Source organism: Pseudomonas sp. GM78, assembly GCF_000282475.1.
Lineage (GTDB): Bacteria > Pseudomonadota > Gammaproteobacteria > Pseudomonadales > Pseudomonadaceae > Aquipseudomonas.
This window is the reverse complement of the sequence record NZ_AKJF01000150.1, coordinates 1-22,803: the sequence shown is the minus strand read 5'-3', so window position 1 is coordinate 22,803 and position 22,803 is coordinate 1. Positions and strand designations below refer to the sequence as shown.

General features: G+C 58.6%; 21 protein-coding genes. 5 read left to right on the top strand and 16 right to left on the bottom strand.

The features are described from left to right. The first annotated feature begins 8 nt into the window (after positions 1–8). The 3 genes from PMI35_RS07985 to PMI35_RS07995 all read left to right on the top strand — a co-directional run bounded on the left by PMI35_RS07985 (position 9) and on the right by PMI35_RS07995 (position 2,210). Complete coding sequence (locus PMI35_RS07985; RefSeq protein WP_008063318.1) at positions 9–722, top strand: DUF3108 domain-containing protein; 714 nt, start codon at positions 9–11, stop codon at positions 720–722. Positions 723–870: 148 nt separating this feature from the next. Beyond that, positions 871–1,287, top strand: coding sequence for an OsmC family protein (locus PMI35_RS07990; protein WP_008063317.1), 417 nt, complete (start codon positions 871–873; stop codon positions 1,285–1,287). A 62-nt stretch (positions 1,288–1,349) separates the two neighbouring features. Further along, a complete protein-coding gene (locus PMI35_RS07995; RefSeq protein WP_008063315.1) occupies positions 1,350–2,210 on the top strand; it encodes a pirin family protein in 861 nt (286 codons plus the stop codon). 120 nt (positions 2,211–2,330) lie between these two features. Here PMI35_RS07995 and PMI35_RS08000 read toward each other — a convergent pair whose 3' ends face one another. The 4 genes from PMI35_RS08000 to PMI35_RS08015 all read right to left on the bottom strand — a co-directional run bounded on the left by PMI35_RS08000 (position 2,331) and on the right by PMI35_RS08015 (position 6,038). Beyond that, positions 2,331–3,059 carry a dienelactone hydrolase family protein gene (locus PMI35_RS08000; protein WP_008063313.1) on the bottom strand — a complete coding sequence of 243 codons (729 nt, stop codon included), beginning with the start codon at positions 3,057–3,059 and terminating at the stop codon, positions 2,331–2,333. A 67-nt stretch (positions 3,060–3,126) separates the two neighbouring features. Further along, positions 3,127–5,031 (bottom strand): molecular chaperone HtpG, encoded by a 1,905-nt coding sequence (gene htpG, locus PMI35_RS08005; RefSeq protein ID WP_008063312.1) that lies wholly within the window; start codon positions 5,029–5,031, stop codon positions 3,127–3,129. Between the two features lie 81 nt (positions 5,032–5,112). Continuing rightward, on the bottom strand, positions 5,113–5,565 hold the full coding sequence (locus PMI35_RS08010) for a PaaI family thioesterase (RefSeq protein WP_008063310.1): 453 nt from the start codon (positions 5,563–5,565) through the stop codon (positions 5,113–5,115). Further along, complete coding sequence (locus PMI35_RS08015) at positions 5,562–6,038, bottom strand: PaaI family thioesterase (protein WP_008063309.1); 477 nt, start codon at positions 6,036–6,038, stop codon at positions 5,562–5,564. Before PMI35_RS08015 ends, PMI35_RS08010 begins: the two co-directional genes overlap by 4 nt. A gap of 159 nt (positions 6,039–6,197) precedes the next feature. On the opposite strand from PMI35_RS08015, the gene PMI35_RS08020 reads away from it, so the two are divergent. After that, entirely contained in the window at positions 6,198–6,434 is a 237-nt protein-coding gene (locus PMI35_RS08020; protein WP_008063307.1) for a hypothetical protein, read from the top strand. A 67-nt stretch (positions 6,435–6,501) separates the two neighbouring features. Here PMI35_RS08020 and PMI35_RS08025 read toward each other — a convergent pair whose 3' ends face one another. From PMI35_RS08025 to sdhC, 12 genes are all read right to left on the bottom strand, one after another. After that, positions 6,502–6,903, bottom strand: coding sequence for an MAPEG family protein (locus tag PMI35_RS08025; RefSeq protein WP_008063306.1), 402 nt, complete (start codon positions 6,901–6,903; stop codon positions 6,502–6,504). Next, complete coding sequence (locus PMI35_RS08030) at positions 6,903–7,640, bottom strand: DUF599 domain-containing protein (RefSeq protein ID WP_008063305.1); 738 nt, start codon at positions 7,638–7,640, stop codon at positions 6,903–6,905. The genes PMI35_RS08025 and PMI35_RS08030 overlap by 1 nt, the downstream gene beginning before the upstream one ends. Before the next feature lie 250 nt (positions 7,641–7,890). Beyond that, a complete protein-coding gene (gene brnQ, locus PMI35_RS08035; protein WP_008063303.1) occupies positions 7,891–9,204 on the bottom strand; it encodes a branched-chain amino acid transport system II carrier protein in 1,314 nt (437 codons plus the stop codon). Between the two features lie 394 nt (positions 9,205–9,598). Further along, entirely contained in the window at positions 9,599–10,480 is an 882-nt protein-coding gene (gene sucD, locus PMI35_RS08040) for a succinate--CoA ligase subunit alpha (RefSeq protein ID WP_003223019.1), read from the bottom strand. After that, positions 10,480–11,646 carry an ADP-forming succinate--CoA ligase subunit beta gene (gene sucC, locus PMI35_RS08045; RefSeq protein WP_007919879.1) on the bottom strand — a complete coding sequence of 389 codons (1,167 nt, stop codon included), beginning with the start codon at positions 11,644–11,646 and terminating at the stop codon, positions 10,480–10,482. Before sucC ends, sucD begins: the two co-directional genes overlap by 1 nt. A gap of 196 nt (positions 11,647–11,842) precedes the next feature. Next, complete coding sequence (gene lpdA / locus PMI35_RS08050; RefSeq protein WP_008063301.1) at positions 11,843–13,279, bottom strand: dihydrolipoyl dehydrogenase; 1,437 nt, start codon at positions 13,277–13,279, stop codon at positions 11,843–11,845. A gap of 98 nt (positions 13,280–13,377) precedes the next feature. After that, the gene (gene odhB / locus PMI35_RS08055; RefSeq protein WP_008063300.1) at positions 13,378–14,598 is read right to left on the bottom strand and encodes a 2-oxoglutarate dehydrogenase complex dihydrolipoyllysine-residue succinyltransferase; all 1,221 of its coding nucleotides are present in this window, start codon (positions 14,596–14,598) and stop codon (positions 13,378–13,380) included. A gap of 42 nt (positions 14,599–14,640) precedes the next feature. Continuing rightward, the gene (locus PMI35_RS08060; protein WP_008063299.1) at positions 14,641–17,472 is read right to left on the bottom strand and encodes a 2-oxoglutarate dehydrogenase E1 component; all 2,832 of its coding nucleotides are present in this window, start codon (positions 17,470–17,472) and stop codon (positions 14,641–14,643) included. 253 nt (positions 17,473–17,725) lie between these two features. Then, positions 17,726–18,430, bottom strand: coding sequence for a succinate dehydrogenase iron-sulfur subunit (locus tag PMI35_RS08065; protein WP_008063297.1), 705 nt, complete (start codon positions 18,428–18,430; stop codon positions 17,726–17,728). An 11-nt stretch (positions 18,431–18,441) separates the two neighbouring features. Next, a complete protein-coding gene (gene sdhA, locus PMI35_RS08070; protein WP_008063296.1) occupies positions 18,442–20,214 on the bottom strand; it encodes a succinate dehydrogenase flavoprotein subunit in 1,773 nt (590 codons plus the stop codon). 3 nt (positions 20,215–20,217) lie between these two features. Next, positions 20,218–20,586: a succinate dehydrogenase, hydrophobic membrane anchor protein gene (gene sdhD / locus PMI35_RS08075; RefSeq protein ID WP_008063295.1), complete on the bottom strand. Its 369-nt coding sequence runs from the start codon at positions 20,584–20,586 to the stop codon at positions 20,218–20,220. Then, complete coding sequence (gene sdhC / locus PMI35_RS0132965) at positions 20,580–20,954, bottom strand: succinate dehydrogenase, cytochrome b556 subunit (RefSeq protein WP_032831904.1); 375 nt, start codon at positions 20,952–20,954, stop codon at positions 20,580–20,582. The genes sdhD and sdhC overlap by 7 nt, the downstream gene beginning before the upstream one ends. A 363-nt stretch (positions 20,955–21,317) precedes the next feature. Here sdhC and gltA point away from each other — a divergent pair, with 363 nt between their 5' ends. After that, positions 21,318–22,607: a citrate synthase gene (gltA, locus tag PMI35_RS08080; RefSeq protein WP_007959044.1), complete on the top strand. Its 1,290-nt coding sequence runs from the start codon at positions 21,318–21,320 to the stop codon at positions 22,605–22,607. The last annotated feature ends 196 nt before the right edge of the window (positions 22,608–22,803 follow it).

Below are 22,803 nucleotides of genomic sequence, written 5' to 3'. Positions count from 1 at the left end.
GAGATTTTATGCGTCGCGCCCTGCTCTTCGCTTGCGCTCTGCTCGCCTTGCCCTTCGCACAGGCTGCAGACCTTCAACCTTTCTCCGCCAGCTACACCGCCGACTGGAAGCAGTTGCCCATGAGTGGCACGGCTGAACGCAGCCTGACCAAGGAAGCCAACGGCGTCTGGAAGCTCAACTTCAAGGCGTCGATGATGATCGCCAGCCTGTCCGAAGAAAGCACCCTGACCGTCGACAAGGACACCTTGCTGCCACAGTCTTACCACTTCGAGCGTGGCGGCCTGGGCAAAGCCAAGAAAGCCGACCTGGACTTCGACTGGACCGCCAAGAAAGTCACCGGTACCGATCGTGGCGACGCGGTCAATATCCCGCTCAACCGCGGCATGCTCGACAAATCCACCTACCAGCTGGCGCTGCAGCATGACGTGGCCGCCGGCAAGAAAAGCATGAGCTATCAGGTAGTCGATGATGGCGAAGTCGATACCTATGACTTCCGCGTGCTGGGTTCGGAAAAAGTCGACACCAAGGCTGGCCAGATCGATGCGATCAAGGTCGAGCGCGTACGCGACCCGACACAAAGCAAGCGCATCACCGTGCTGTGGTTCGCCAAGGATTGGGATTACCTGCTGGTTCGCCTGCAACAGGTCGAGACCGACGGCAAGGAGTACAACATCATGCTCCTGGACGGCAAGGTCAACGGCAAGACTGTCAAAGGCAGCTGATCGACCAGACATCAAATCGCCCCGCCCATGCGGGGCTTTTTTTCGCCTGTGATTGCGCAAAAAAGTGGAACGCGCCCCAGGGGGAATGCTCTATAACTTCGAGGTCTTTTTTGCTCAAATGACTTTTCCCATTGCCAGCGAGGCTCCCATGACCGTTACCGTCAATACCGTTTCCGCCGAAGGTTTTCGCCATACCGTGCAGATCGATGACCACGAACTCTTTGCCGACGCGCCTGTATCCGCGGGCGGCGAAGGTTCGGCCCCGGAGCCACACGATTACTTCGATGCCGCGCTGGGCGCCTGCAAGGCCCTGACCCTGAAGATGTACGCGAAGAAAAAGGACATTCCGCTGACGGGCGTTGGCGTGGAGGTCAAGCGCGACAACAGCCAGGAGCAAAAAGGCAAATACGCACTGCACGTCAAGCTGACCCTCAAGGGCGTGCTCACCGACGCCCAGCGCGATGAGTTGCACCGCGTGGCCGATCGCTGCCCGGTTCACAAGCTGATGACCAGCAGCGAAGTCAGCATCGAAACCCACCTTTCCGAAGGTGCGTTCAGCCAATAGCGGCAACGGTTGCGCAAGCGGGTTATGCTCGACCGCATCACCCGCTCAGCCTGGAACGCACCATGAACACTCCGCTCGTGATCCGCCCCCGCGCCGAAGATGTCGAAGGCCAGCCGATTCTTCGCCCATTGCCGTCAGCCAAATGCCGCAATGTCGGGCCTTTCGTGTTTTTCGACCACATGCTGCAAACCCGCTACGCCGCGGGAGAAGGCATGAACATCCGCCAGCATCCGCACATCGGCCTCTCCACCCTCACCTACCTCTTTGAAGGCCAGTTGCAGCACAAGGACAGCCTCGGTTCGGATCAGGTGGTCAACGCCGGCGATGTCAGCTGGATGACCGCCGGTAGCGCCATCGCCCATGTCGAGCGCACCCCCCAAGCGCTAAAAGAAAGCGGCTTTACGATGCACGGCTTGCAGATCTGGCTGGCGTCGCCAAAAGACCGGGAACAAGGCCCGGGACACTACAGTCACCACCCGGCGAGCACCTTGCCGGTCAGCGAGAACCTCGGGGTGAAGATCCGCATGATCGCGGGTTCGGGTTTTTGCCTGGAATCGCCAGTGCCGGTGCTTTCTCCTACACTGTATGCCGAATTGCACCTGCAAACGGCGACGACCCTGCTGATTCCCACAGAGCATGAAGAGCGCGCGCTGTATGTGTTGAGCGGTGAGGTGCAGCTGGATGGAGAGCCCATGGAGCCGCATTCTCTGGTGGTGTTGCCGCCTGGACAAGAGATGACGCTGTTCGCCGAGAGCGGCTGTCATGCGGTGTTGTTTGGTGGCGCGCCGCTGGATGGGCCGCGACGGATCAACTGGAATTTCGTGGCGAGCGATCCGGCTGCCATCGATGAAGCGCGCCGACGCTGGGCGGCCGGGGATTGGCCGACGGTGCCGGGGGAAATTGAGCGGATTGAATTGCCTTAAACAATTAAGTGTCTGTTAGACCGCCATCGCGAGCAGGCTCACTCCTACAGGAGAATGCATTCCAATGTAGGAGTGAGCCTGCTCGCGATGAGGCAGGCACTTACACCGACCCAATCATGGTCAACCTTTGAACACTTCATCCAGCAGGTTGTGCATCGAAGTGAATGCCCGGGCGGCAACCTTCGCGTCGTACATCATCATGCCCGGTACGTTGGCATGCGGGTCCGTGAACGAGTGGAAGGCGCCACCGTAGCTCAGCAGCTGCCAATCCACACCGGCGGCATTCATTTCATCTTCAAACGCCGGCAGCTGCTCCTTGGGTACCAATGGATCGGACGCACCGTGCAGCACCAGCACCGAACCCTTGATGTTTTTCGCGTCGTTGACGTCCGGCGTATCGAGGGTGCCGTGGAACGACACCGCCGCCTTCACCGGCGCACCGGTACGGGCGAATTCCAGGGCGCAGCAACCGCCGAAGCAGAAACCGAAAGTCGCCAGTTTCGACATATCAACCGCTGCCTCACCTTGGGCTTGCAACTGTTCGAACGCCACTTGCATGCGTTTGCGCAGCAACGGGCGGTCATTCTTCAGCGGCATCATTGCCGCGCCTGCCTCATCGTTGTTCTGCGGACGAACCGATTGGCCGTAGAGGTCTGCGATCAGCACCACATAGCCCTTGGCCGCGACCGACTTGGCGATCTCCTCGGCACCGGCACCCACGCCCATCCAGTTCGGCGCCATCAACAACCCCGGACGCGGGCCCTTGTGGTCGGCGTCGAAGGCCAGGCGGCTCTCGTAGGGCTGGCCGTCAATCTGATAGGCAACAGAACGTACAGTGATTTGGCTCATTTCTGACTCCTGATTTTTAAACACCAGAATGAAAAAACCCGCCGAAGCGGGTTTTTCTACAACGTGATTAAGCCGACAGCTCAACCAGCAGCTTGTTCAGGCGGCGCACATAGGCCGCCGGGTCTTTCAAGCTGTCACCGGCCGCCAGGGCCGCCTGATCGAAGAGGATGTGCGACAGATCGCCGAAGCGCTCGTCGCTCTGCTCGCTGTCGAGCTTCTCGATCAACGGGTGAGCCGGGTTGAATTCGAAGATCGGCTTCGAATCCGGAACCTTCTGCCCGCTGGCTTCGAGGATCTGACGCATCTGCAGGCCCAGGTCCTGCTCGCCGATGGCCAGGATTGCCGGGGAATCGGTCAGGCGATGGGAAACCCGCACTTCAGCCACGGATTCGCCCAGTGCTGTCTTCAGGCGCTCGACCAGACCTTCCTTGGACTTGGCGACTTCTTCCGCGGCTTTCTTGTCCTCTTCCGAGTCCAGGTTGCCCAGGTCCAGGTCACCGCGTGCCACGTCGACGAAGCTCTTGCCGTCGAAATCGCTGAGGTAGCTCATCAGCCACTCATCGATACGGTCAGTCAACAGCAGCACTTCGATGCCTTTCTTGCGGAAGACTTCCAGGTGCGGGCTGTTCTTGACCTGCGCGTAAGTTTCGCCGGTCAGGTAGTAGATCTTGTCCTGACCTTCCTTGGCGCGGGCCAGGTACTCGGCCAGGCCGACCACCTGCTCGCCGTCATCACCGTTGGTCGACGCAAAGCGCAACAGACCGGCGATTTTTTCTTTGTTGGCGAAGTCTTCTGCCGGGCCTTCTTTCATGACCTGGCCGAAGTTTTTCCAGAAGCCTTTGTATTGCTCTGGATCGTTCTTCGCCAGTTTTTCCAGCATGTCCAGGACGCGCTTCGTCAGCGCCGACTTCATGGAGTCGATGATCGGGTCTTTCTGCAGGATTTCCCGCGACACGTTCAGCGACAGGTCGTTGGAATCGACCACGCCCTTGATGAAGCGCAGGTACAGCGGCAGGAACGACTCGGCCTGGTCCATGACGAACACACGCTGCACGTACAGCTTCAGGCCTTTCGGCGCTTCACGCTGGTACAGGTCGAACGGAGCGCGGGCCGGCACGTACAGCAGCGAGCTGTATTCGAGCTTGCCTTCGACCTTGTTGTGGCTCCAGCTCAGCGGGTTTTCGAAGTCGTGGGCGATGTGCTTGTAGAACTCCTGGTATTCCTCGTCCTTGATCTCGGTACGCGGACGGGTCCACAAAGCGCTGGCGCGGTTGACGGTTTCCCATTCAACGGCAGGCTTCTCTTCACCCTCGACAGCTGCCACTTCTTTCGGCAGTTCGATCGGCAAAGCGATGTGGTCGGAGTATTTCTTGATGATGTTGCGCAGGCGCCAGCCATCGGCGAACTCGTCTTCACCGGATTTCAGGTGCAGGACGATACGGGTGCCGCGGTCGGCCTTGTCGATGGTTGCGACTTCGAAGTCGCCCTCACCCTTGGACGACCAGTGCACGCCTTCGCTGGCATCGCTGCCGGCACGACGGCTGTACACGTCGACTTTGTCGGCGACGATGAAGGCCGAGTAGAAACCCACACCGAACTGACCGATCAGGTGCGAGTCTTTCTTCTGGTCGCCCGTCAGGTGCTTCATGAAATCGGCGGTACCGGATTTGGCGATGGTGCCCAGGTGGGTAATCGCGTCTTCACGGCTCATGCCGATGCCGTTGTCTTCGAGGGTGACGGTCTTGGCGTCCTTGTCGAAGCTCACGCGGATTTTCAGTTCAGCGCCGCCTTCAAGCAATTGAGGCTTGGCCAGCGCTTCGAAACGTAATTTGTCTACAGCGTCAGAGGCGTTCGAGATCAGTTCGCGAAGGAAAATTTCCTTGTTGGAATACAGCGAATGGATCATGAGGTGCAGCAGTTGCTTCACCTCGGTCTGGAAGCCCAGGGTTTCCTTTTGAGTTTCCACACTCATGGTCATCAAACTCCAATCAGATGGCATAAGCCGCGACCTTGAGGGTCGGCGGCGGGTTGTCATCAGAGTTGGGGGCTCCATTCAGGATTTCAAGGGCTCATCGAGTTTGAAATGCGCCCGGGCCGTGGCGATGGGTTCGGCTTCCGTGCTTTGCCAGGCGGTAATCGCCACGTTGGCGACCCGGCGACCCTGGCGACAGACCTGGCAGCGGGCCCAGGTATCGCGAAACTGCCCGGCGCGCAGGTAATCGAGGGAGAAGTCGATAATCTTCGGCACGCCCGGCGAACCGGTCGCCACCAGCAGGTGCAGCGCGGCGGACAACTCCATGAAGCCGGCGATAACGCCGCCATGGATGGCCGGTAATAAAGGGTTGCCGATGTTGTCCTTGTTGGCCGGCAGGCGAAACAGCAACTCATCCCCCACCCGGGAGCATTCGACGCCGATCAACCTGGCGTAGGGAATCAGGTTCAACAAGGGGGCGTACTCGCCCCGCTCATGGGCCAGTTGCACTTGCTCCTTGAACGACTCACTCATGCCGCACCTCCAGCGATGGCGCCGCCAAAACCCTTGGTCCCCTTGATGCCCTTGCCCATGCGCATGAACGTGCCCACGACATGGGCGATGGGCTGTTCGGGATCATCCTGATAGGCAAAGCCACGGGCAAAGATCACATCGGTGGTCACCCGATAGCATTGGGCGAAACCGTAGACATCTTTATGCGGTTCGGCGGCGTGCATGTAGTCGATGCGCAGGTCGAGGGTCGGGCAGACTTCGAACTCCGGCAGCACGCAGAGGGTAGACATGCCGCAGGCGGTGTCCATCAAGGTGGTCAGCACGCCGCCGTGAATCACGCCAGTCTGGGGGTTGCCGACGATTTGCGGGCTGTAGGGCAGCACCACGGTGAGCCCTTCGGCGCTTGCGCTGTGAACGCGCAAATCCAGCAACTGGCAATGTCGCAGCGCCGACAGAAAGCGTGTCGCACGCTCAAAAACGGGGTTTTCGGCCATTTGATAAAGACTCTTGTTTATAGTTCTGTAGTGAAGTTGAGGTCCGGGTAAAAGTTCCGTGTTAGAACAAACTTATATATCTGAGAGATTTGAGGAACTTAACCCTGACCGCTGTGCTCTTAAGGCCAGATAGATAATTTCCATCAGGAGAAACACCCCATGCGTAAGACTTTAGCTATTGCCTTGATGTTGACCGCTTCCCTCGGTCTCGCTGCCTGCGATAAAAAATCCGAGGACAAAGCTCAAGATGCTACCCAACATGCCGAGCAAGCCCAGGAAAAAATGAGCGAAGCTCAGGATAAAGTGAACGAAGCGGCGAAAGAAAACGCCGAAGCCGCCAAAGATCAGGCTGAATCGAACGCAGCCGCACAAGAAGAAGCAGCCAAGAAGCAATAAGTCGCTTCTCGCTGCGTTAAAAGAAAACCCGCCAAGTGCGGGTTTTCTTTTGTCTGCGATTTATTCGTTAGAGCAAAATCGTCCGAAAAGTCGGACTAATCATCAGCAACAACGAGCAGATCAAACCCACCAGCCAGACCAGGCTGCGCTGCCAAGCCAGGTCCTTCCAATAACACAGCAGGTAGATAATGCGCGTAACCACAAAGATGATCGCCAGCAAGTCGATGAGCCATCCCGCCGTTTGCGTGGTGTGAGCCATCAACACGCCCACTGCAAACAAGATGAATGCTTCGAAACTGTTCTGATGGGCCGCCACCGCGCGCGCACCCAGTCCAGTAAGTTGCGCCTGCTGTTGGCGCGGCAGGTGATTGTTGTAACCGCCCTGCTCTTTCATGGCTGTGGTCACGGGCATGCGCGCCACGTAAATCAGCACGGCACTGATAAACACGCACCAGAATGGAATACTCATCAAGCGGCCTCTTTATTCACCTCGGGCAACGGTGCCTCTGTAGGGGTATAGACCATGACATCAAGAACGTCGGAGTGAAACTCGCGGCGATACAACACGAACACCACGCCGGCACTCATCAACATGAACAACCAGGGGCTGACGAACCAGGCCAGCATGGTCATGCCGAAATAGTAAGAGCGCAGGCCGAAGTTGAACTGGTTGGCGGCCATGGAAATAACCCGGGCCGCACGGTTTGCAAAGGCTTTGCGCTCCTGCTCCGACACATGACGCTCACCGATCATGGGCGCCGAGCCCACCAGAATGGCCGCGAAGTTGTATTGGCGCATGCACCAGCTAAAGGTAAAGAACGCATAGACGAACACCAGCGCCAGGCACAACAACTTGATCTCCGACATCCCCTGGGACGCCTGTTGCACCATCGGAATATCCGCCAGCAACGACACTGCCCTTTCCGACGCCCCGAGCACCGTGAGAATACCGGCCAGGATAATCAGGGTACTGGAAGCAAAGAACGACGCATTGCGCTCCAGGTTGCCGATCACGCTGGCATCGGCGATACGGTTGTCGCGCAGCAGCATGCGGCGCATCCAGTCTTCGCGATACAAGTGCAGCACGCTGGCGAGGCAGGCGGTGTCACGGCCTTTCCAGGTCGCATAGCGGGTGTATCCGCCCCAGCAGATGACGAACCAGATGGCAGCGAGGATGTGGATCAGGTTGGCTTGGATGAACGACATGCAGGTCCTTGTGATGTAGAAAACCTGTAGGAGTGAGCCTGCTCGCGATGGCGGTAGATCAACCAATATTTCTATTGAATGTAAAACCGCTATCGCGAGCAGGCTCGCTCCCACATTGGATTTTGGCAACCCTTCGACGTTAGCGCAGAAGAAAAGACACCGCATCACCCCATAAAAAAATGCCCCGTATCGATTGATACGGGGCATTTCTGTTTTGCTCACAGGCCCGCTTGTGGCGGGCCGGCAAAGCTTAAGCCAGCGCTTCTTCGCGCTTGCCCAGCAGACGGTCGCAGACCACGGCGACCACCAGGGTCATCACCGACGGCACCAGCCATGCCAGGCCCTGCTCGCTCAACGGCAAGTGAGCCAACTGAGACGGCATCCAGTCCGCCAGACCCGCACCCTTGAGGGCATCGATCAGGCCGAAGATGAACGACACCAGCATCACCGGGCCGACAATGCGCCCTTGTTCATGCCAAAAGTCCTTGCAGAAGCTCAGGGCCACCAGGGCGATGCACGGCGGGTAGATCGCGGTCAGGACCGGGATCGAGAACGCGATCAGCTTGGTCAGGCCCAGGTTGGAAACCAACAGGGAGAACGCCGCGAGGATGATGACCAACGTCTTGTAGGACAGTGGCAGCACCCGGCTGAAGTATTCGGCACAGGCACAGGTCAGGCCGACCGCCGTCACCAGGCACGCCAGGGAAATCAGCACCGCGAGGAATCCGCTACCCAGCGAACCGAAGGTGTGCTGAACGTAGGCGTGCAATACCGCCGCGCCGTTGGTAGCACCAGCCGCCACTTCATGGCTGCCCGAACCCAGGCGGAACAGGCTGATGTACACCAGTGCCAGACCGACACCGGCGATCAAGCCGGCAATGATCGCATAGCGGGTGATCAGCGCTGGTGACTCTACGCCGCGCGAGCGAATGGCATTGACGATGACGATGCCGAACACCAGTGCGCCGAGGGTATCCATGGTCAGGTAACCATTGATGAACCCTTGGGAGAACGGTGCCGCCACGTACTCAGGCGTCGCATGGCCGATGTCACCGGCTGGCAAAGCGAACGCGGCGATGCCCAGGGCGGCCAGGGCAATGATCTTCAGCGGCGCGAGGAAACGGCCGACGGTATCCAGCAAACGGCCAGGATACAGCGAGATGAAGAACACAATCAGGAAGTACACCGAACTGTAGAGGAACAACGCCAGCGGGCTTTCGCCGGTCAGTGGCGCCAGGCCGACTTCGAACGACACGGTGGCGGTACGCGGCGTCGCGAACAGCGGGCCGACCGCGAGGTAGCAAGCCGCAGCGAGCAGGCCACCGGCGACTTTACCGATCGGACTGCTCAAGGCATCCATGGCGCCACCGACCTTGGCCAGCGCCACGACGGTGACCACGGGCAGGCCGACTGCAGTGATCAGGAAGCCCAGCGCCGCCATCCAGACATGAGGCCCGGACTGCAAACCGACGATAGGCGGGAAGATGATGTTGCCAGCCCCGACGAACAGGGCAAACGTCATAAAACCAAGTGCCAGGATGTCCTGGCCTTTCAACACTTTCATTAAGGAAATACCACACTACTGAATCGGAATTTAGAGAGGGATTTCCCTATGGGTGAGGGAAATGCTGTCGGCCCGTATGGGGCCAACCCTTTTAGCGCGTTGCAGCCTTGTGGGCGCGGACGCAAAAATGGCGCGTAGCCTAACGAATTTGGCCGATAAACGCACTATTGCGGGGCGAACTATCCGATACACGACATTTCCATGTCGCGTTTATGCATGTAATTGGTTGGCGCCTGTAAGTCCGCCATCGCGGGCAAGCCCGCTCCCACAAGGACAGCGCTGAACCTGTGGGAGCGGGCTTGCCCGCGAAGAGGCCAGCACTGACGCTTCCAGAAACGACAAAGGCCACCCGAAGGTGGCCTTTGCTTGGTGAAGCGTCAGCTAAGCGCGAGGCTTACTTGACAGCCCAACCAGTCAGCTCGGCCAGGGCCTTGCCGATGTCTGCCAGCGAACGCACGGTTTTAACGCCTGCGTCTTGCAGAGCAGCGAATTTCTCGTCTGCAGTGCCTTTGCCGCCAGAGATGATTGCGCCAGCATGGCCCATGCGCTTGCCCGGAGGAGCAGTCACACCAGCGATGTAGGAAACAACCGGCTTGGTCACGTGTGCCTTGATGTAGGCAGCCGCTTCTTCTTCAGCCGAACCGCCGATCTCACCGATCATCACGATCGCTTCGGTCTTCGGGTCTTCCTGGAACAGCTTCAGGATGTCGATGAAGTTCGAACCCGGGATCGGGTCACCACCGATGCCGACGCAAGTCGACTGACCGAAACCGGCGTCAGTAGTCTGCTTCACAGCTTCGTAGGTCAGGGTGCCGGAACGGGAAACGATACCGACCTTGCCTGGCAAGTGAATGTGACCTGGCATGATGCCGATCTTGCATTCGCCTGGGGTGATCACGCCTGGGCAGTTAGGGCCGATCAGGGTAACACCCAGCTCGTCGCACTTAACTTTAGCGTCCAGCATGTCCAGGGTAGGAATGCCTTCGGTGATGCACACGATCAGCTTGATGCCGCCGAAGGCAGCTTCCAGGATCGAGTCTTTGCAGAAAGGAGCCGGAACGTAGATCACGCTGGCGGTGGCGCCAGTGGCAGCTACGGCGTCTTTCACGGTGTTGAACACTGGCAGGCCCAGGTGCTCGGTGCCGCCTTTACCAGGAGTTACACCACCAACCATCTTGGTGCCGTACTCGATGGCTTGCTGGGTGTGGAAACTACCTTGCGAACCGGTAATACCCTGGCAGATAACTTTGGTGTCTTTATTGATCAGGACGCTCATTATTTGCCCTCCGCAGCTTTGACAACTTGTTGAGCAGCGTCGGTCAGGCTGGTAGCAGCGATGATGTTCAAACCGCTTTCTGCCAGTACTTTAGCGCCCAGCTCAGCGTTGTTGCCTTCAAGGCGAACAACAACCGGGATTTTCACGCCGACTTCTTTCACTGCACCGATGATGCCTTCGGCAATCATGTCGCAACGAACGATGCCGCCGAAGATGTTAACCAGTACTGCAGCGACGTTGGTGTCGGACAGAATGATCTTGAACGCTTCGGTAACGCGTTCTTTGGTAGCACCGCCGCCCACGTCGAGGAAGTTGGCTGGCTTGCCGCCATGCAGGTTGACGATGTCCATGGTACCCATGGCCAGGCCAGCACCGTTGACCATGCAACCGATGTTGCCTTCCAGTGCTACGTAGTTCAGTTCGAACTTGGCAGCGTGCGCTTCGCGCGGATCGTCTTGCGACGGATCGTGGAAAGTCTTCAGCTTAGGCTGACGGTACATGGCGTTGGCGTCGATGTTGATCTTGGCGTCCAGGCAGTGCAGATCGCCGTCAGCCTTGATCACCAGCGGGTTCACTTCCAGCAGGGCCAGGTCGTGATCCTTGAACAGTTTGGCCAGACCTACGAAGATCTTGGCGAACTGAGCGACTTGTTTGCCTTCCAGACCCAGCTGGAATGCCAGCTCGCGACCCTGGAATGGCTGAGCGCCAACCAGTGGATCGATAGTGGCTTTCAGAATTTTTTCTGGAGTGTCGTGAGCGATTTTCTCGATGTCCACGCCACCTTCGGTGGAAGCCATGAACACGATGCGACGGCTCGAACGGTCAACGACAGCGCCCAGGTACAGCTCTTTAGCGATATCAGTGCACGATTCAACCAGGATCTTGGTGACTGGCTGGCCATTGGCGTCAGTCTGGTAAGTCACCAGACGCTTGCCCAGCCACTGCTGTGCGAAGGCCTTGGCGTCTTCTTTGCTGCGAACCAGCTTTACGCCGCCCGCTTTACCGCGACCACCGGCGTGGACCTGGGCTTTGACAACCCACTCGCTGCCGCCGATCTTGTCGCAAGCTTCTGCTGCTGCTTCCGGGGTGTCTACTGCGTAACCAGTGGAAACTGGCAGGCCGTATTCAGCGAACAGCTGCTTACCCTGATACTCGTGAAGATTCATGCTTTTTACCGTCTTCGTTAGGTACTGCGCATTCGGTGCTGCACTCATTCAAGTGCCGCACCACCTGTGACTGCTGCTTGCATGGCCTTTCCGGATACCCGGTGCGGCCATGCAAGACTGCGTCCAGCGGATATTCCGCGGTGAGTCTTGCATGCAAGGCTCACGACGGGCCATTCCGCCGTGGTTTCTTATTGTCTTAACGCTTCTTGCGGTTGGCGATGTGGATGGCTCCGCCATTCACTGCCAAAGCAGCTTCGTGCAAGGCTTCAGACAGGGTCGGATGGGAGAAAACCATCATGCCCAGGTCTTCAGCGCTGGTGCCGAATTCCATACCGATCGCGCCCTGCTGAACCAGTTCTGCAGCGCTTGGGCCAATCACGTGGACGCCCAGTACGCGGTCTGTCTTGGCATCAGCGATGACCTTGACGAAACCACCGGTGTCGTTGGCAGCCATGGCACGGCCGGAGGCTGCAAACGGGAAGGTGCCGACGTTAACTTCAACGCCTTCAGCTTTCAAGGCCTGCTCGGTTTTACCAACCCACGCGATTTCCGGGTGAGTATAAATAACCGAAGGGATCAAATCATAGTTCATCTGGGCCTTGTGGCCCTTGATGCGCTCGACGACCATGATGCCTTCTTCCGACGCCTTGTGCGCCAGCATCATGCCGCGAACCACGTCACCAATGGCGTAGACGCCCGGCACAGTGGTGGCGCAGTGATCATCGACGTGCACGAAACCGCGCTCGTCCAGGGTCACGCCGCAGTCGGCAGCCAGCAGATCAGTGGTCACCGGACGGCGACCAACGGCTACGATCAGCTTGTCGAAAGTGATGGTCTGTTCGCCGTTGGCATCGGTGTAGTTCACCACGACTTCGTCGCCGTTCACTTTGGAACCGGTTACGCGAGCGCCCAGTTTGATGTCCAGGCCCTGTTTGGTCAGGGTTTTCAGCGCTTCCTTGGAAACGGCGGCGTCAGCGGCCATCAGGAAGGTGTCCAGGGCTTCCAGGACAGTCACTTCAGCACCCAGACGCGACCAGACCGAACCCAGTTCCAGACCGATCACGCCAGCGCCGATCACGCCCAGACGTTTTGGTACGGATTGGAATTCCAGGGCGCCGGTGGAGTCGACGATCACATTCTGGTCGACCGGAGCCGGGGGAATGTCGATCGGACGCGAGCCTGGAGCCAGGATCACGTTTTCGGCTTCGATGACTTCAACCGAACCGTCAGGCTTGGTGACTTCGACTTTCTTGCCGGCCAGCAGCTTGCCGTGACCCTGGATGGAGGTCACACCGTTGGCTTTGAACAGGGTCGCAACGCCAGAGGTCAGGCCTTTGACGATGGTGGCTTTACGGCCGACCATTGCTGGCACGTCCATGGTCACGCCAGCGTGGTTGATACCGTGGATGGCGAAGCCTTCTTTGGCTTCCTTGTACTTCCAGGAGCTGTCCAGCAGCGCCTTGGACGGAATGCAGCCGACGTTCAGGCAAGTACCGCCCAGAGCCAGTTTGTCATCCTTGTCGGTGTACTTCTCGATGCAGGCGGTCGAAAGACCCAGCTGTGCGGCCTTGATGGCGGCAACGTAACCGCCAGGGCCCGCACCGATCACTACTACGTCAAATTTCTGCGACATTCAAAAAATCCTCTTTAGCGAAAAGCTTGAAGCCGCAAGCGACAAGCCAGGCTGCGGGTTTTCCGACAGCCTGGGCTTGCAGCTCGCGACTGCTTCTATCAGATATCCAGCAACAGACGAGCCGGATCTTCCAGCAGGTTCTTGATGGTCACCAGGAAAGTCACAGCTTCTTTGCCATCGATCAGACGGTGATCGTAGGACAGGGCCAGGTACATCATCGGACGGATAACGACCTGACCGTTGATGGCCATAGGACGCTGGATGATGTTGTGCATGCCCAGGATGGCTGCTTGTGGCGGGTTGACGATCGGGGTCGACATCATCGAACCGAAGGTACCGCCGTTGGTGATGGTGAAGGTACCACCGGTCATTTCGTCCATCGACAGTTTGCCGTCGCGGGCTTTCTTGCCGAAGGTGGCGATGCCGCCTTCGATTTCAGCCAGGCTCATCAGTTCGGCGTTACGCAGAACCGGTACAACCAGGCCGCGATCGCTGGAAACTGCAACGCCGACGTCAGCGTAGCCGTGGTAAACGATGTCGGCGCCGTCGATCGAGGCGTTGACAGCCGGGAAGCGTTTCAGCGCTTCGGTGGCAGCCTTGACGAAGAACGACATGAAGCCCAGGCGTACGCCGTTGTGGGACTTCTCGAACAGATCCTTGTACTTCGAACGCAGGGCCATGACTTCAGTCATGTCGACTTCGTTGAAAGTGGTCAGCATCGCCATGTTCGACTGGGCTTCGACCAGACGTTTGGCAACGGTGGCCCGCACGCGGGTCATCGGTACGCGCTTCTCGATGCGATCGCCGGCAGCGAATACAGGAGCAGCAGCGGCCGGTGCGGCAGCCTTGGCAGGCGCGGCAGCCGGAGCGGCTTTCTTGGCAGCAACAGCTGCAACCACGTCTTCCTTGGTCACGCGACCGCCTTTGCCGGTGCCGGCAACGGAAGCGATGTTGATGCCGTTTTCTTCAGCCAGCTTGCGCGCAGCAGGGGCGGCGACTGGATCGTCTTCGCCTTCGGCGGCAGGGGCAGCAGCCTGGGCAGCGGCGGCAGGTGCCGCAGCCGCTGGAGCGGCAGCAGCGCCGCCCGCTTCGATGGAGCCCAGGACTTCGTCGGACAGAACGGTGTCGCCTTCGTTCTTGACGATAGCGCCCAGCACGCCATCAGCGGTAGCCAACACTTCGAGTACGACTTTATCGGTTTCGATGTCGACGATCAGTTCGTCGCGCTTGACCGCGTCGCCCGGTTGCTTGTGCCAGGTGGCAACGGTGCCATCGGCAACCGATTCCGGGAAAGTGGGGGCTTTGATTTCGATAGCCATTATCTGTGGGTCCTTAAATTCGGTTTCAGGTGCGCGAAGGCGTTAAACAGTAAAGGCGTCTTGCAGCAGTTTTTCCTGCTGTTCGGCGTGCATCGATGCGTAACCGCATGCCGGTGCAGCAGAAGCCTCACGGCCCGCGTACTCGAGTACGAGAGACTTGTTGAGGTTGCTGATGCTGCGACGCATGTGGTGTTGGCTGCAGTACCACGCACCCTGGTTCATCGGCTCTTCCTGGCACCAAACGGCAGCTTTGGCGTTGGTGTAAGGAGCCAGGACTTCTTTCAAGTCGTCCTCAGGGAATGGGTACAGCTGCTCGATACGCACGATGGCGATATCGTCACGGCCTTCGGCACGGCGTTTTTCCAGCAGGTCGTAGTAGACCTTGCCGCTACACAGGACAACGCGCTCGACCTTTTTCGGGTCCTGGGCGTCGATTTCCGGGATAACGGTCTGGAACGAACCTTCGGCCAGATCTTCCAGGGTCGAGATGGCCAGCTTGTGGCGCAGCAGCGACTTCGGAGTCAGGACTACCAGTGGCTTGCGCAGCGGGCGAATCACCTGACGGCGCAGCAAGTGGTAGATCTGTGCCGGCGTCGTCGGCATGCATACCTGGATGTTGTGCTCGGCGCACAGCTGCAGGTAACGCTCCAGACGAGCCGAGGAGTGCTCCGGCCCCTGACCTTCATAACCGTGCGGCAGCAGCATGGTCAGACCGCACAGACGGCCCCACTTGTGCTCGCCACTGGTGATGAACTGGTCGATTACAACCTGGGCGCCGTTGGCGAAGTCGCCGAACTGGGCTTCCCAGATAACCAGTGCGTTCGGCGTGGTGGTCGAGTAACCGTACTCGAACGCCAGTACCGCTTCTTCGGACAGGAACGAGTCGTACAGGTCGAAGCGTGGCTGACCGTCGTACAGGTTCTGCAGCGGGATGTAGGTGCCCGCGTCCTTCTGGTTGTGCAACACGGCATGACGGTGCGAGAACGTACCGCGGCCGATGTCCTGGCCGGTCATGCGGATCGGGTGACCTTCGAACGCCAGGGTCGCGTACGCCATGGTTTCGGCGTAACCCCAGTTGATCGGCAGGCCGCCGGCTTGCATCTTCTGACGGTCTTCGTAGATCTTCGCAACCTGGCGCTGAACCACGAAGCCTTCCGGGATCTCCAGCAGCTTGGCGGACAGTTCCTGCAAGGTCTTCAGGTCGAAGCGAGTGTCGTGACGCGCGGTCCAGGCGTGGCCCAGATACGGACGCCAGTCCACGAACAACTCTTTGTTCGGCTCCTTGACCAGGCTTTTCACTACGTGCAGACCGTTGTCCAGCGCGTTGCGGTATTCGTCGACCTTGGCCTGAACACGCTCTGCGTCCAGCACTCCGCCCTGAGTCAGGCGATCGGCATACAGCTCACGAGTGGTGCGCTGTTTGGTGATCTGCTGATACATGATTGGCTGGGTGCCGCTTGGCTCGTCGGCCTCGTTGTGGCCGCGACGACGGTAGCAGACCAGATCGATCACCACGTCACGCTTGAACTGCATGCGGTAGTCGATGGCCAGCTGGGTCACGAACAACACGGCTTCCGGATCATCACCATTCACATGGAGGATCGGCGCCTGGATCATCTTCGCGACGTCGGTGGCGTACTCGGTGGAACGCGAGTCCAGCGGGTTGCTGATGGTGAAACCGACCTGGTTGTTGATCACGATGTGCACGGTACCGCCGGTCTTGAAACCGCGGGTCTGCGACATCTGGAAGGTTTCCATCACCACGCCTTGCCCGGCGAATGCCGCGTCACCGTGGATGGAGATCGGCAGGACTTTCTCACCGGTCAGGTCGTTACGACGGTCCTGACGGGCGCGAACCGAACCCTCGACCACCGGGGAAACGATTTCCAGGTGGGACGGGTTGAACGCCATGGCCAGGTGAACTTCACCGCCGGTGGTCATCACGTTGGACGAGAAGCCCTGGTGGTATTTAACGTCACCGGAACCCAGCTCGACCTTCTTCTTGCCTTCGAACTCGTCGAACAGCTCGCGCGGGTTCTTGCCGAAGGTGTTGACCAGCACGTTCAGACGGCCACGGTGGGCCATGCCGATAACGATTTCCTTGGTGCCGTAGGAACCGGAACGCTGGATCAGCTCGTCGAGCATCGGAATCAGGCTTTCGCCGCCTTCCAGGCCGAAACGCTTGGTACCCGGGTATTTGGTGCCCAGGTATTTTTCCAGGCCCTCACCGGCGGTCACGCGCTCGAGCAGGTGGCTCTTGATGTCGGCGGAGTACGTCGGACGGCCACGCACGCTTTCCAGACGCTGCTGGAACCACTGGCGCTGCTCGGAATCGGTGATGTGCGTAAACTCAGCGCCGATGGTGCGGCAATATGTCTGCTGCAACGCTTCGTGAATTTCGCGTAGGCTCGCTTCCTCTTTGCCGATGAACAGGTCGCCGGCACGGAAGGTCGTATCAAGATCGGCATTGGTCAAGCCGTAATGATTGATCGACAGGTCTGCAGGTGCAGGACGCTGCCACAGCCCCAGCGGGTCAAGCTGGGCTGCCTGGTGGCCACGCATACGGTAGGCCTGGATCAATCGCAGCACTTCAACTTGCTTCTTCTCGTGCTCACTGCTCACGCTGCCGGCGGAAACCGGTTGAGCGCGGCGCTGGTTCTTTGCCAGCAAGACGAAATGATCGCGAATTGTGGAGTGCGAAACATCGGTGGCAGAGTTGCCGTCAGCAGGCAACTTCTGGAAGTAGGTGCGCCACTCTTCTGGCACAGCGTTAGGGTCGTGCAGGTAGAGCTCGTAGAGCTCTTCCACATAGGCAGCGTTACTACCGGATAGGTAGGCGCTGTTCCACATGCGCTGCATCACGCTTTCTTGCATGCTTGGTCACCCTCGGTTAGGGGAACACCACCGGTGTCGACACCGAGCAAACTTGCAGAAGTCCGAATGCAGCGACCAAAACAAGCCACTAGGATCACACTGATAGTCCGGGTACCAGCCCGGATGCCCCTGCTTGTCTCATTTCTTCAAAATAAGAGCCGCAGCCTTTTAAGCTGCTGCTCAGGTTAAAACTACGGCGCCGGTTGAAGCCTGCGCCGCAGCATCTACGGGTACAACGGGTACAGCAGCTGAATCACACGCCGCTGGAGAGCAGCATGTTACGGATGTGACCGATGGCCTTAGTCGGGTTCAGGCCTTTGGGACATACGTTGACGCAGTTCATGATCCCGCGGCAGCGGAATACGCTGAACGGGTCATCGAGCGAAGCCAGACGCTCGGACGTCTTGGTGTCACGGCTGTCTGCCAGGAAGCGGTACGCTTGCAGCAGGGCAGCTGGACCCAGGAACTTGTCCGGGTTCCACCAGAAGGACGGGCACGAGGTCGAGCAGCAGGCGCACAGGATGCACTCGTACAGACCGTCGAGCTTTTCACGCTCTTCAGGGGACTGCAGACGCTCGATGGCCGGAGCCGGTGTGTCGTTCTGCAGGTAAGGCTTAACCTTTTCGTATTGCTTGTAGAAGATGCTCATATCGACGACCAGGTCACGGATAACCGGCAAACCTGGCAGAGGACGAACGATCAACTTGTTACCTTTTACGACGGCAGACAGCGGCGTGACGCACGCCAGGCCGTTTTTGCCGTTGATGTTCATGCCGTCGGAACCGCAAACACCTTCACGGCAAGAGCGACGATAGGAGAAACCTTCGTCCTGCTCTTTGATCAGGGCCAGTACGTCCAGCACCATCAGGTCTTTACCACCGGTATCGACCTGGAATTCCTGCATGAACGGCGCAGCGTCCTGATCAGGGTTGTAACGATAAACACTGACTTGCAACATGGCGGCCACCCTTAATAAGTCCGAATCTTAGGTTCAAAAGTCGGAACAGTCTTCGGCGAGAAGTTCACGGCACGCTTGGCAACGCGCTTCTCACCCGGGAAGTACAGGGTGTGGCACAGCCAGTTTTCGTCGTCACGATCTTCGAAGTCTTCACGGGCGTGAGCACCGCGGGACTCTTTACGTACTTCGGCAGCGATGGCGGTGGCTTCGGCCACTTCCAGCAGGTTCTGCAGTTCCAGAGCTTCGATACGCGCAGTGTTGAACGCCTGCGACTTGTCGTTGATCTTCACGTTGGCGATGCGCTTGCGCAGATCGGCCAGCTGGGCAATACCCTTCTGCATGTATTCGCCGGTACGGAATACACCGAAGTAGTTCTGCATGCAGCTTTGCAGCTCGCGACGCAGGGTTGCCACGTCTTCGCCATCAGTACGCTCGTTCAGAGCGGCAAGGCGCGACAGGGCCGCAGTAATGTCGGCTTCGGTGGCGTCGTCGTATTCGATACCGTCGGTCAGCGCCTTTTCCAGGTGCAGGCCGGCAGCACGGCCGAAGACCACCAGGTCGAGCAGCGAGTTGCCGCCCAGACGGTTGGCGCCGTGAACCGATACGCAAGCCACTTCGCCTACAGCGAACAGGCCCGGGATGATGGTGTCCACGCCTTCAGCGTCCTGGGTGATCGCCTGACCGTGAATGTTGGTGGCAACGCCGCCCATCATATAGTGGCAAGTCGGAACAACCGGAACTGGAGCGACAACCGGGTCAACGTGCGCGAAAGTCTTCGACAGTTCGCAGATGCCTGGCAGACGGCTGTGCAGCACTTCCTCGCCCAGGTGGTCGAGTTTGAGCATCACGTGGTCGCCATTCGGACCGCAACCGTTGCCAGCGATGATTTCTTTAACCATCGAACGGGCCACAACGTCACGACCTGCAAGGTCCTTGGCGTTCGGAGCATAACGCTCCATGAAACGCTCGCCGTGCTTGTTGATCAGGTAACCACCTTCACCACGGCAACCTTCGGTTACCAGTACACCGGCGCCGGCGATGCCGGTCGGGTGGAACTGCCACATTTCGATGTCTTGTACCGGTACGCCAGCACGCAGGGCCATGCCAACGCCGTCGCCGGTGTTGATCAGGGCGTTGGTGGTGGACGCGTAGATACGACCTGCACCGCCGGTGGCCAGAACGGTAGCCTTGGCACGGATGTAGGTGGTTTCGCCGGTTTCGATGCAGATGGCGATAACGCCGACGAATTCGCCAGCCTGGTTTTTCACCAGGTCAACGGCGTAGTACTCGTTCAGGAACGTGGTACCTGCTTTCAGGTTGCCCTGATAAAGGGTGTGCAGCAGCGCGTGACCGGTACGGTCGGAAGCGGCGCAAGTACGGGCAGCCTGCCCGCCTTTACCGTAGTCCTTGGACTGACCGCCGAACGGACGCTGGTAGATACGGCCGGTTTCGGTACGCGAGAACGGCAGACCCATGTGGTCCAGCTCGAAAACGGCGGCGGGGCCTTCCTGACACATGTATTCGATAGCGTCCTGGTCACCGATGTAGTCGGAACCCTTGACGGTATCGTACATGTGCCAGCGCCAGTCATCGTTCGGGTCAGCGGACGCGATGGCGCAGGTGATGCCGCCCTGGGCGGATACAGTGTGCGAACGGGTCGGGAAAACCTTGGTGATTACCGCAGTCTTGTGACCGCCTTGCGCCAGTTGCAGCGCAGCGCGCATGCCGGCACCGCCACCACCAATAATGATGGCGTCGAAAGAAATCGTTGGAATGTTAGCCATGAATCAGATACCCCAGAGAATCTGCACACCCCAGACGAAGTAAGCGAACATCGCAACGCCGCATACTGCCTGGAAGAGGAAACGTATAGCCGTCGCGGACTTGCCGAACGCCATTGGCGTCAGGTAGTCGGTCGCGATGGTCCACATGCCGACCCAGGCGTGTGCGCCCAGAGCAACAAGGGCCAGCAGGCTGAAGATACGCATCCAGTTGTTGGCGAAGAGCGCGTGCCATTGGTCATAGCCAAGGCCCGGGTTCGCCACGAGGTATCCGATCAGGAAAATGAAGTAAGCCGCGAGAACGACCGCAGACACACGTTGCGCCATCCAGTCATAGAGGCCCGAACGCGAGAGGTTCGTGACGTTAGTTACCATATCCAAACTCCTGCCAGAACGATTACCACCACGGAAACGGCGATAATGATTTTCGAGCCCAGCTTGCCGCCTTCCAGCGTCTCACCGATGCCCATGTCCATGATCAAGTGGCGCACACCGGCAACCAAGTGATACAGCAAGGCGGACAGGATGCCCCAAATCACTAGCTTGGCTAGCGGACTGGTCAGACACGCTTTCACCTCACCGAAGCCTTCCTCGGAACTCAGCGACTTGTCCAATGCATAAAGCATGATGGCAAGGCACACGAAGAGGATGACACCGGAGATACGGTGAAGGATGGACGTGTAAGCAGTGACTGGGAGTTTGATGGTCCTTAGGTCTAGGTTTACAGGTCGTTGGCTTTTCACGGCTTTTTTTTCACACTGAAGAGCCCCTAACAATCAGGGCAAAGTTGTTGGGGAGTGCACTGGTCAGGTAACCACCACCCAGGGAGGCGACCCCCAATAACGCAAGCCCAAAAGCCCTTGGCGGTCGGTGGCCGAGTATAGACAGTTAGGCTACTAATGACAACGGACATACCTTCCCAAAACGGCGCATTGCGCAACACGTATAAAAGGCGTAAATGGCGGTCAATTTCGATAAAAAAGTAGGGTTAAAGCCTTCTGGAGCAAGACTTTAGGCAAATTGACATTCAAATTTATCTCACTATAGTGGTGCGGGCCCTGCGTGGGGGGTCTGTCTGATGATTTCAAGCATAAATAGGAGGCCACATGGCTGACAAAAAAGCGCAGTTGATCATCGAGGGCGCAGCCCCCGTCGAGCTGCCCATTTTAACCGGCACCGTTGGTCCCGATGTTATCGATGTTCGGGGCCTGACGGCCACGGGCCGCTTCACTTTCGACCCCGGTTTCATGTCGACCGCTTCCTGCGAATCGAAGATCACCTATATCGACGGCGACAACGGCATCCTGCTGCACCGCGGCTACCCGATCGAACAGCTGGCTGAAAAGTCGGACTACCTGGAAACCTGCTACCTGCTGCTCAACGGCGAGCTGCCGACCGCAGAACAGAAGGCCCAGTTCGTCGGCACCGTGAAGAACCACACCATGGTTCACGAGCAGTTGAAGACCTTTTTCAACGGCTTCCGTCGCGACGCCCACCCGATGGCCGTCATGTGCGGCGTAGTCGGCGCCCTCTCGGCCTTCTACCACGACTCCCTGGACATCAATAACCCGCAGCATCGCGAAATCTCCGCGATCCGCCTGGTTGCCAAGATGCCAACCCTGGCCGCGATGGTTTACAAGTACTCCATGGGCCAACCCATGATGTACCCGCGCAACGACCTGTCGTACGCGGAAAACTTCCTGCACATGATGTTCAACACCCCGTGCGAGATCAAACCGATCAGCCCGGTACTCGCCAAGGCCATGGACCGGATCTTCATCCTCCATGCCGACCACGAGCAGAACGCATCGACTTCCACCGTGCGCCTGGCGGGCTCCTCGGGTGCCAACCCGTTCGCCTGTATCGCTGCCGGTATCGCTGCACTGTGGGGCCCTGCCCACGGCGGCGCCAACGAAGCCGTACTGACCATGCTCGACGAAATTGGCGATGTCTCGAACATCGACAAGTTCATCGCCAAGGCCAAGGACAAGAACGATCCGTTCAAGCTGATGGGCTTCGGTCACCGCGTTTACAAGAACCGCGACCCACGCGCCACCGTGATGAAGCAGACCTGCGACGAAGTGTTGAAGGAACTGGGCATCCAGAACGATCCACAACTCGAACTGGCCATGCGCCTGGAAGAGATCGCCCTGACCGACCCGTACTTCATCGAACGCTCGCTGTACCCGAACGTCGACTTCTACTCGGGGATCATCCTCAAGGCGATCGGCATTCCAACCAGCATGTTCACCGTGATCTTCGCCCTGGCGCGGACCGTCGGCTGGATCTCCCACTGGAAAGAAATGCTCTCCAGCCCGTACAAGATTGGCCGTCCACGCCAGCTGTACACCGGCTACGAGTCGCGTGACATCACCAAGCTGGAAGACCGCAAGTAAGATTTGTCTTGCTGTAGCGTGTTGAGTTGTACCGGGAACGGCCTCTATATATAGGGGCCGTTTTTGTTTGTGCGATGGTGGCTGTTTGGGATTGGGATTGGGATTGGGGTTGGGATTGGGGTTGGGATTGGGGTTGGGTACATATCCATTCCTGCGGTCACGGCCACTTAGGGTTTCGCCCTTACGGCGAGTCACT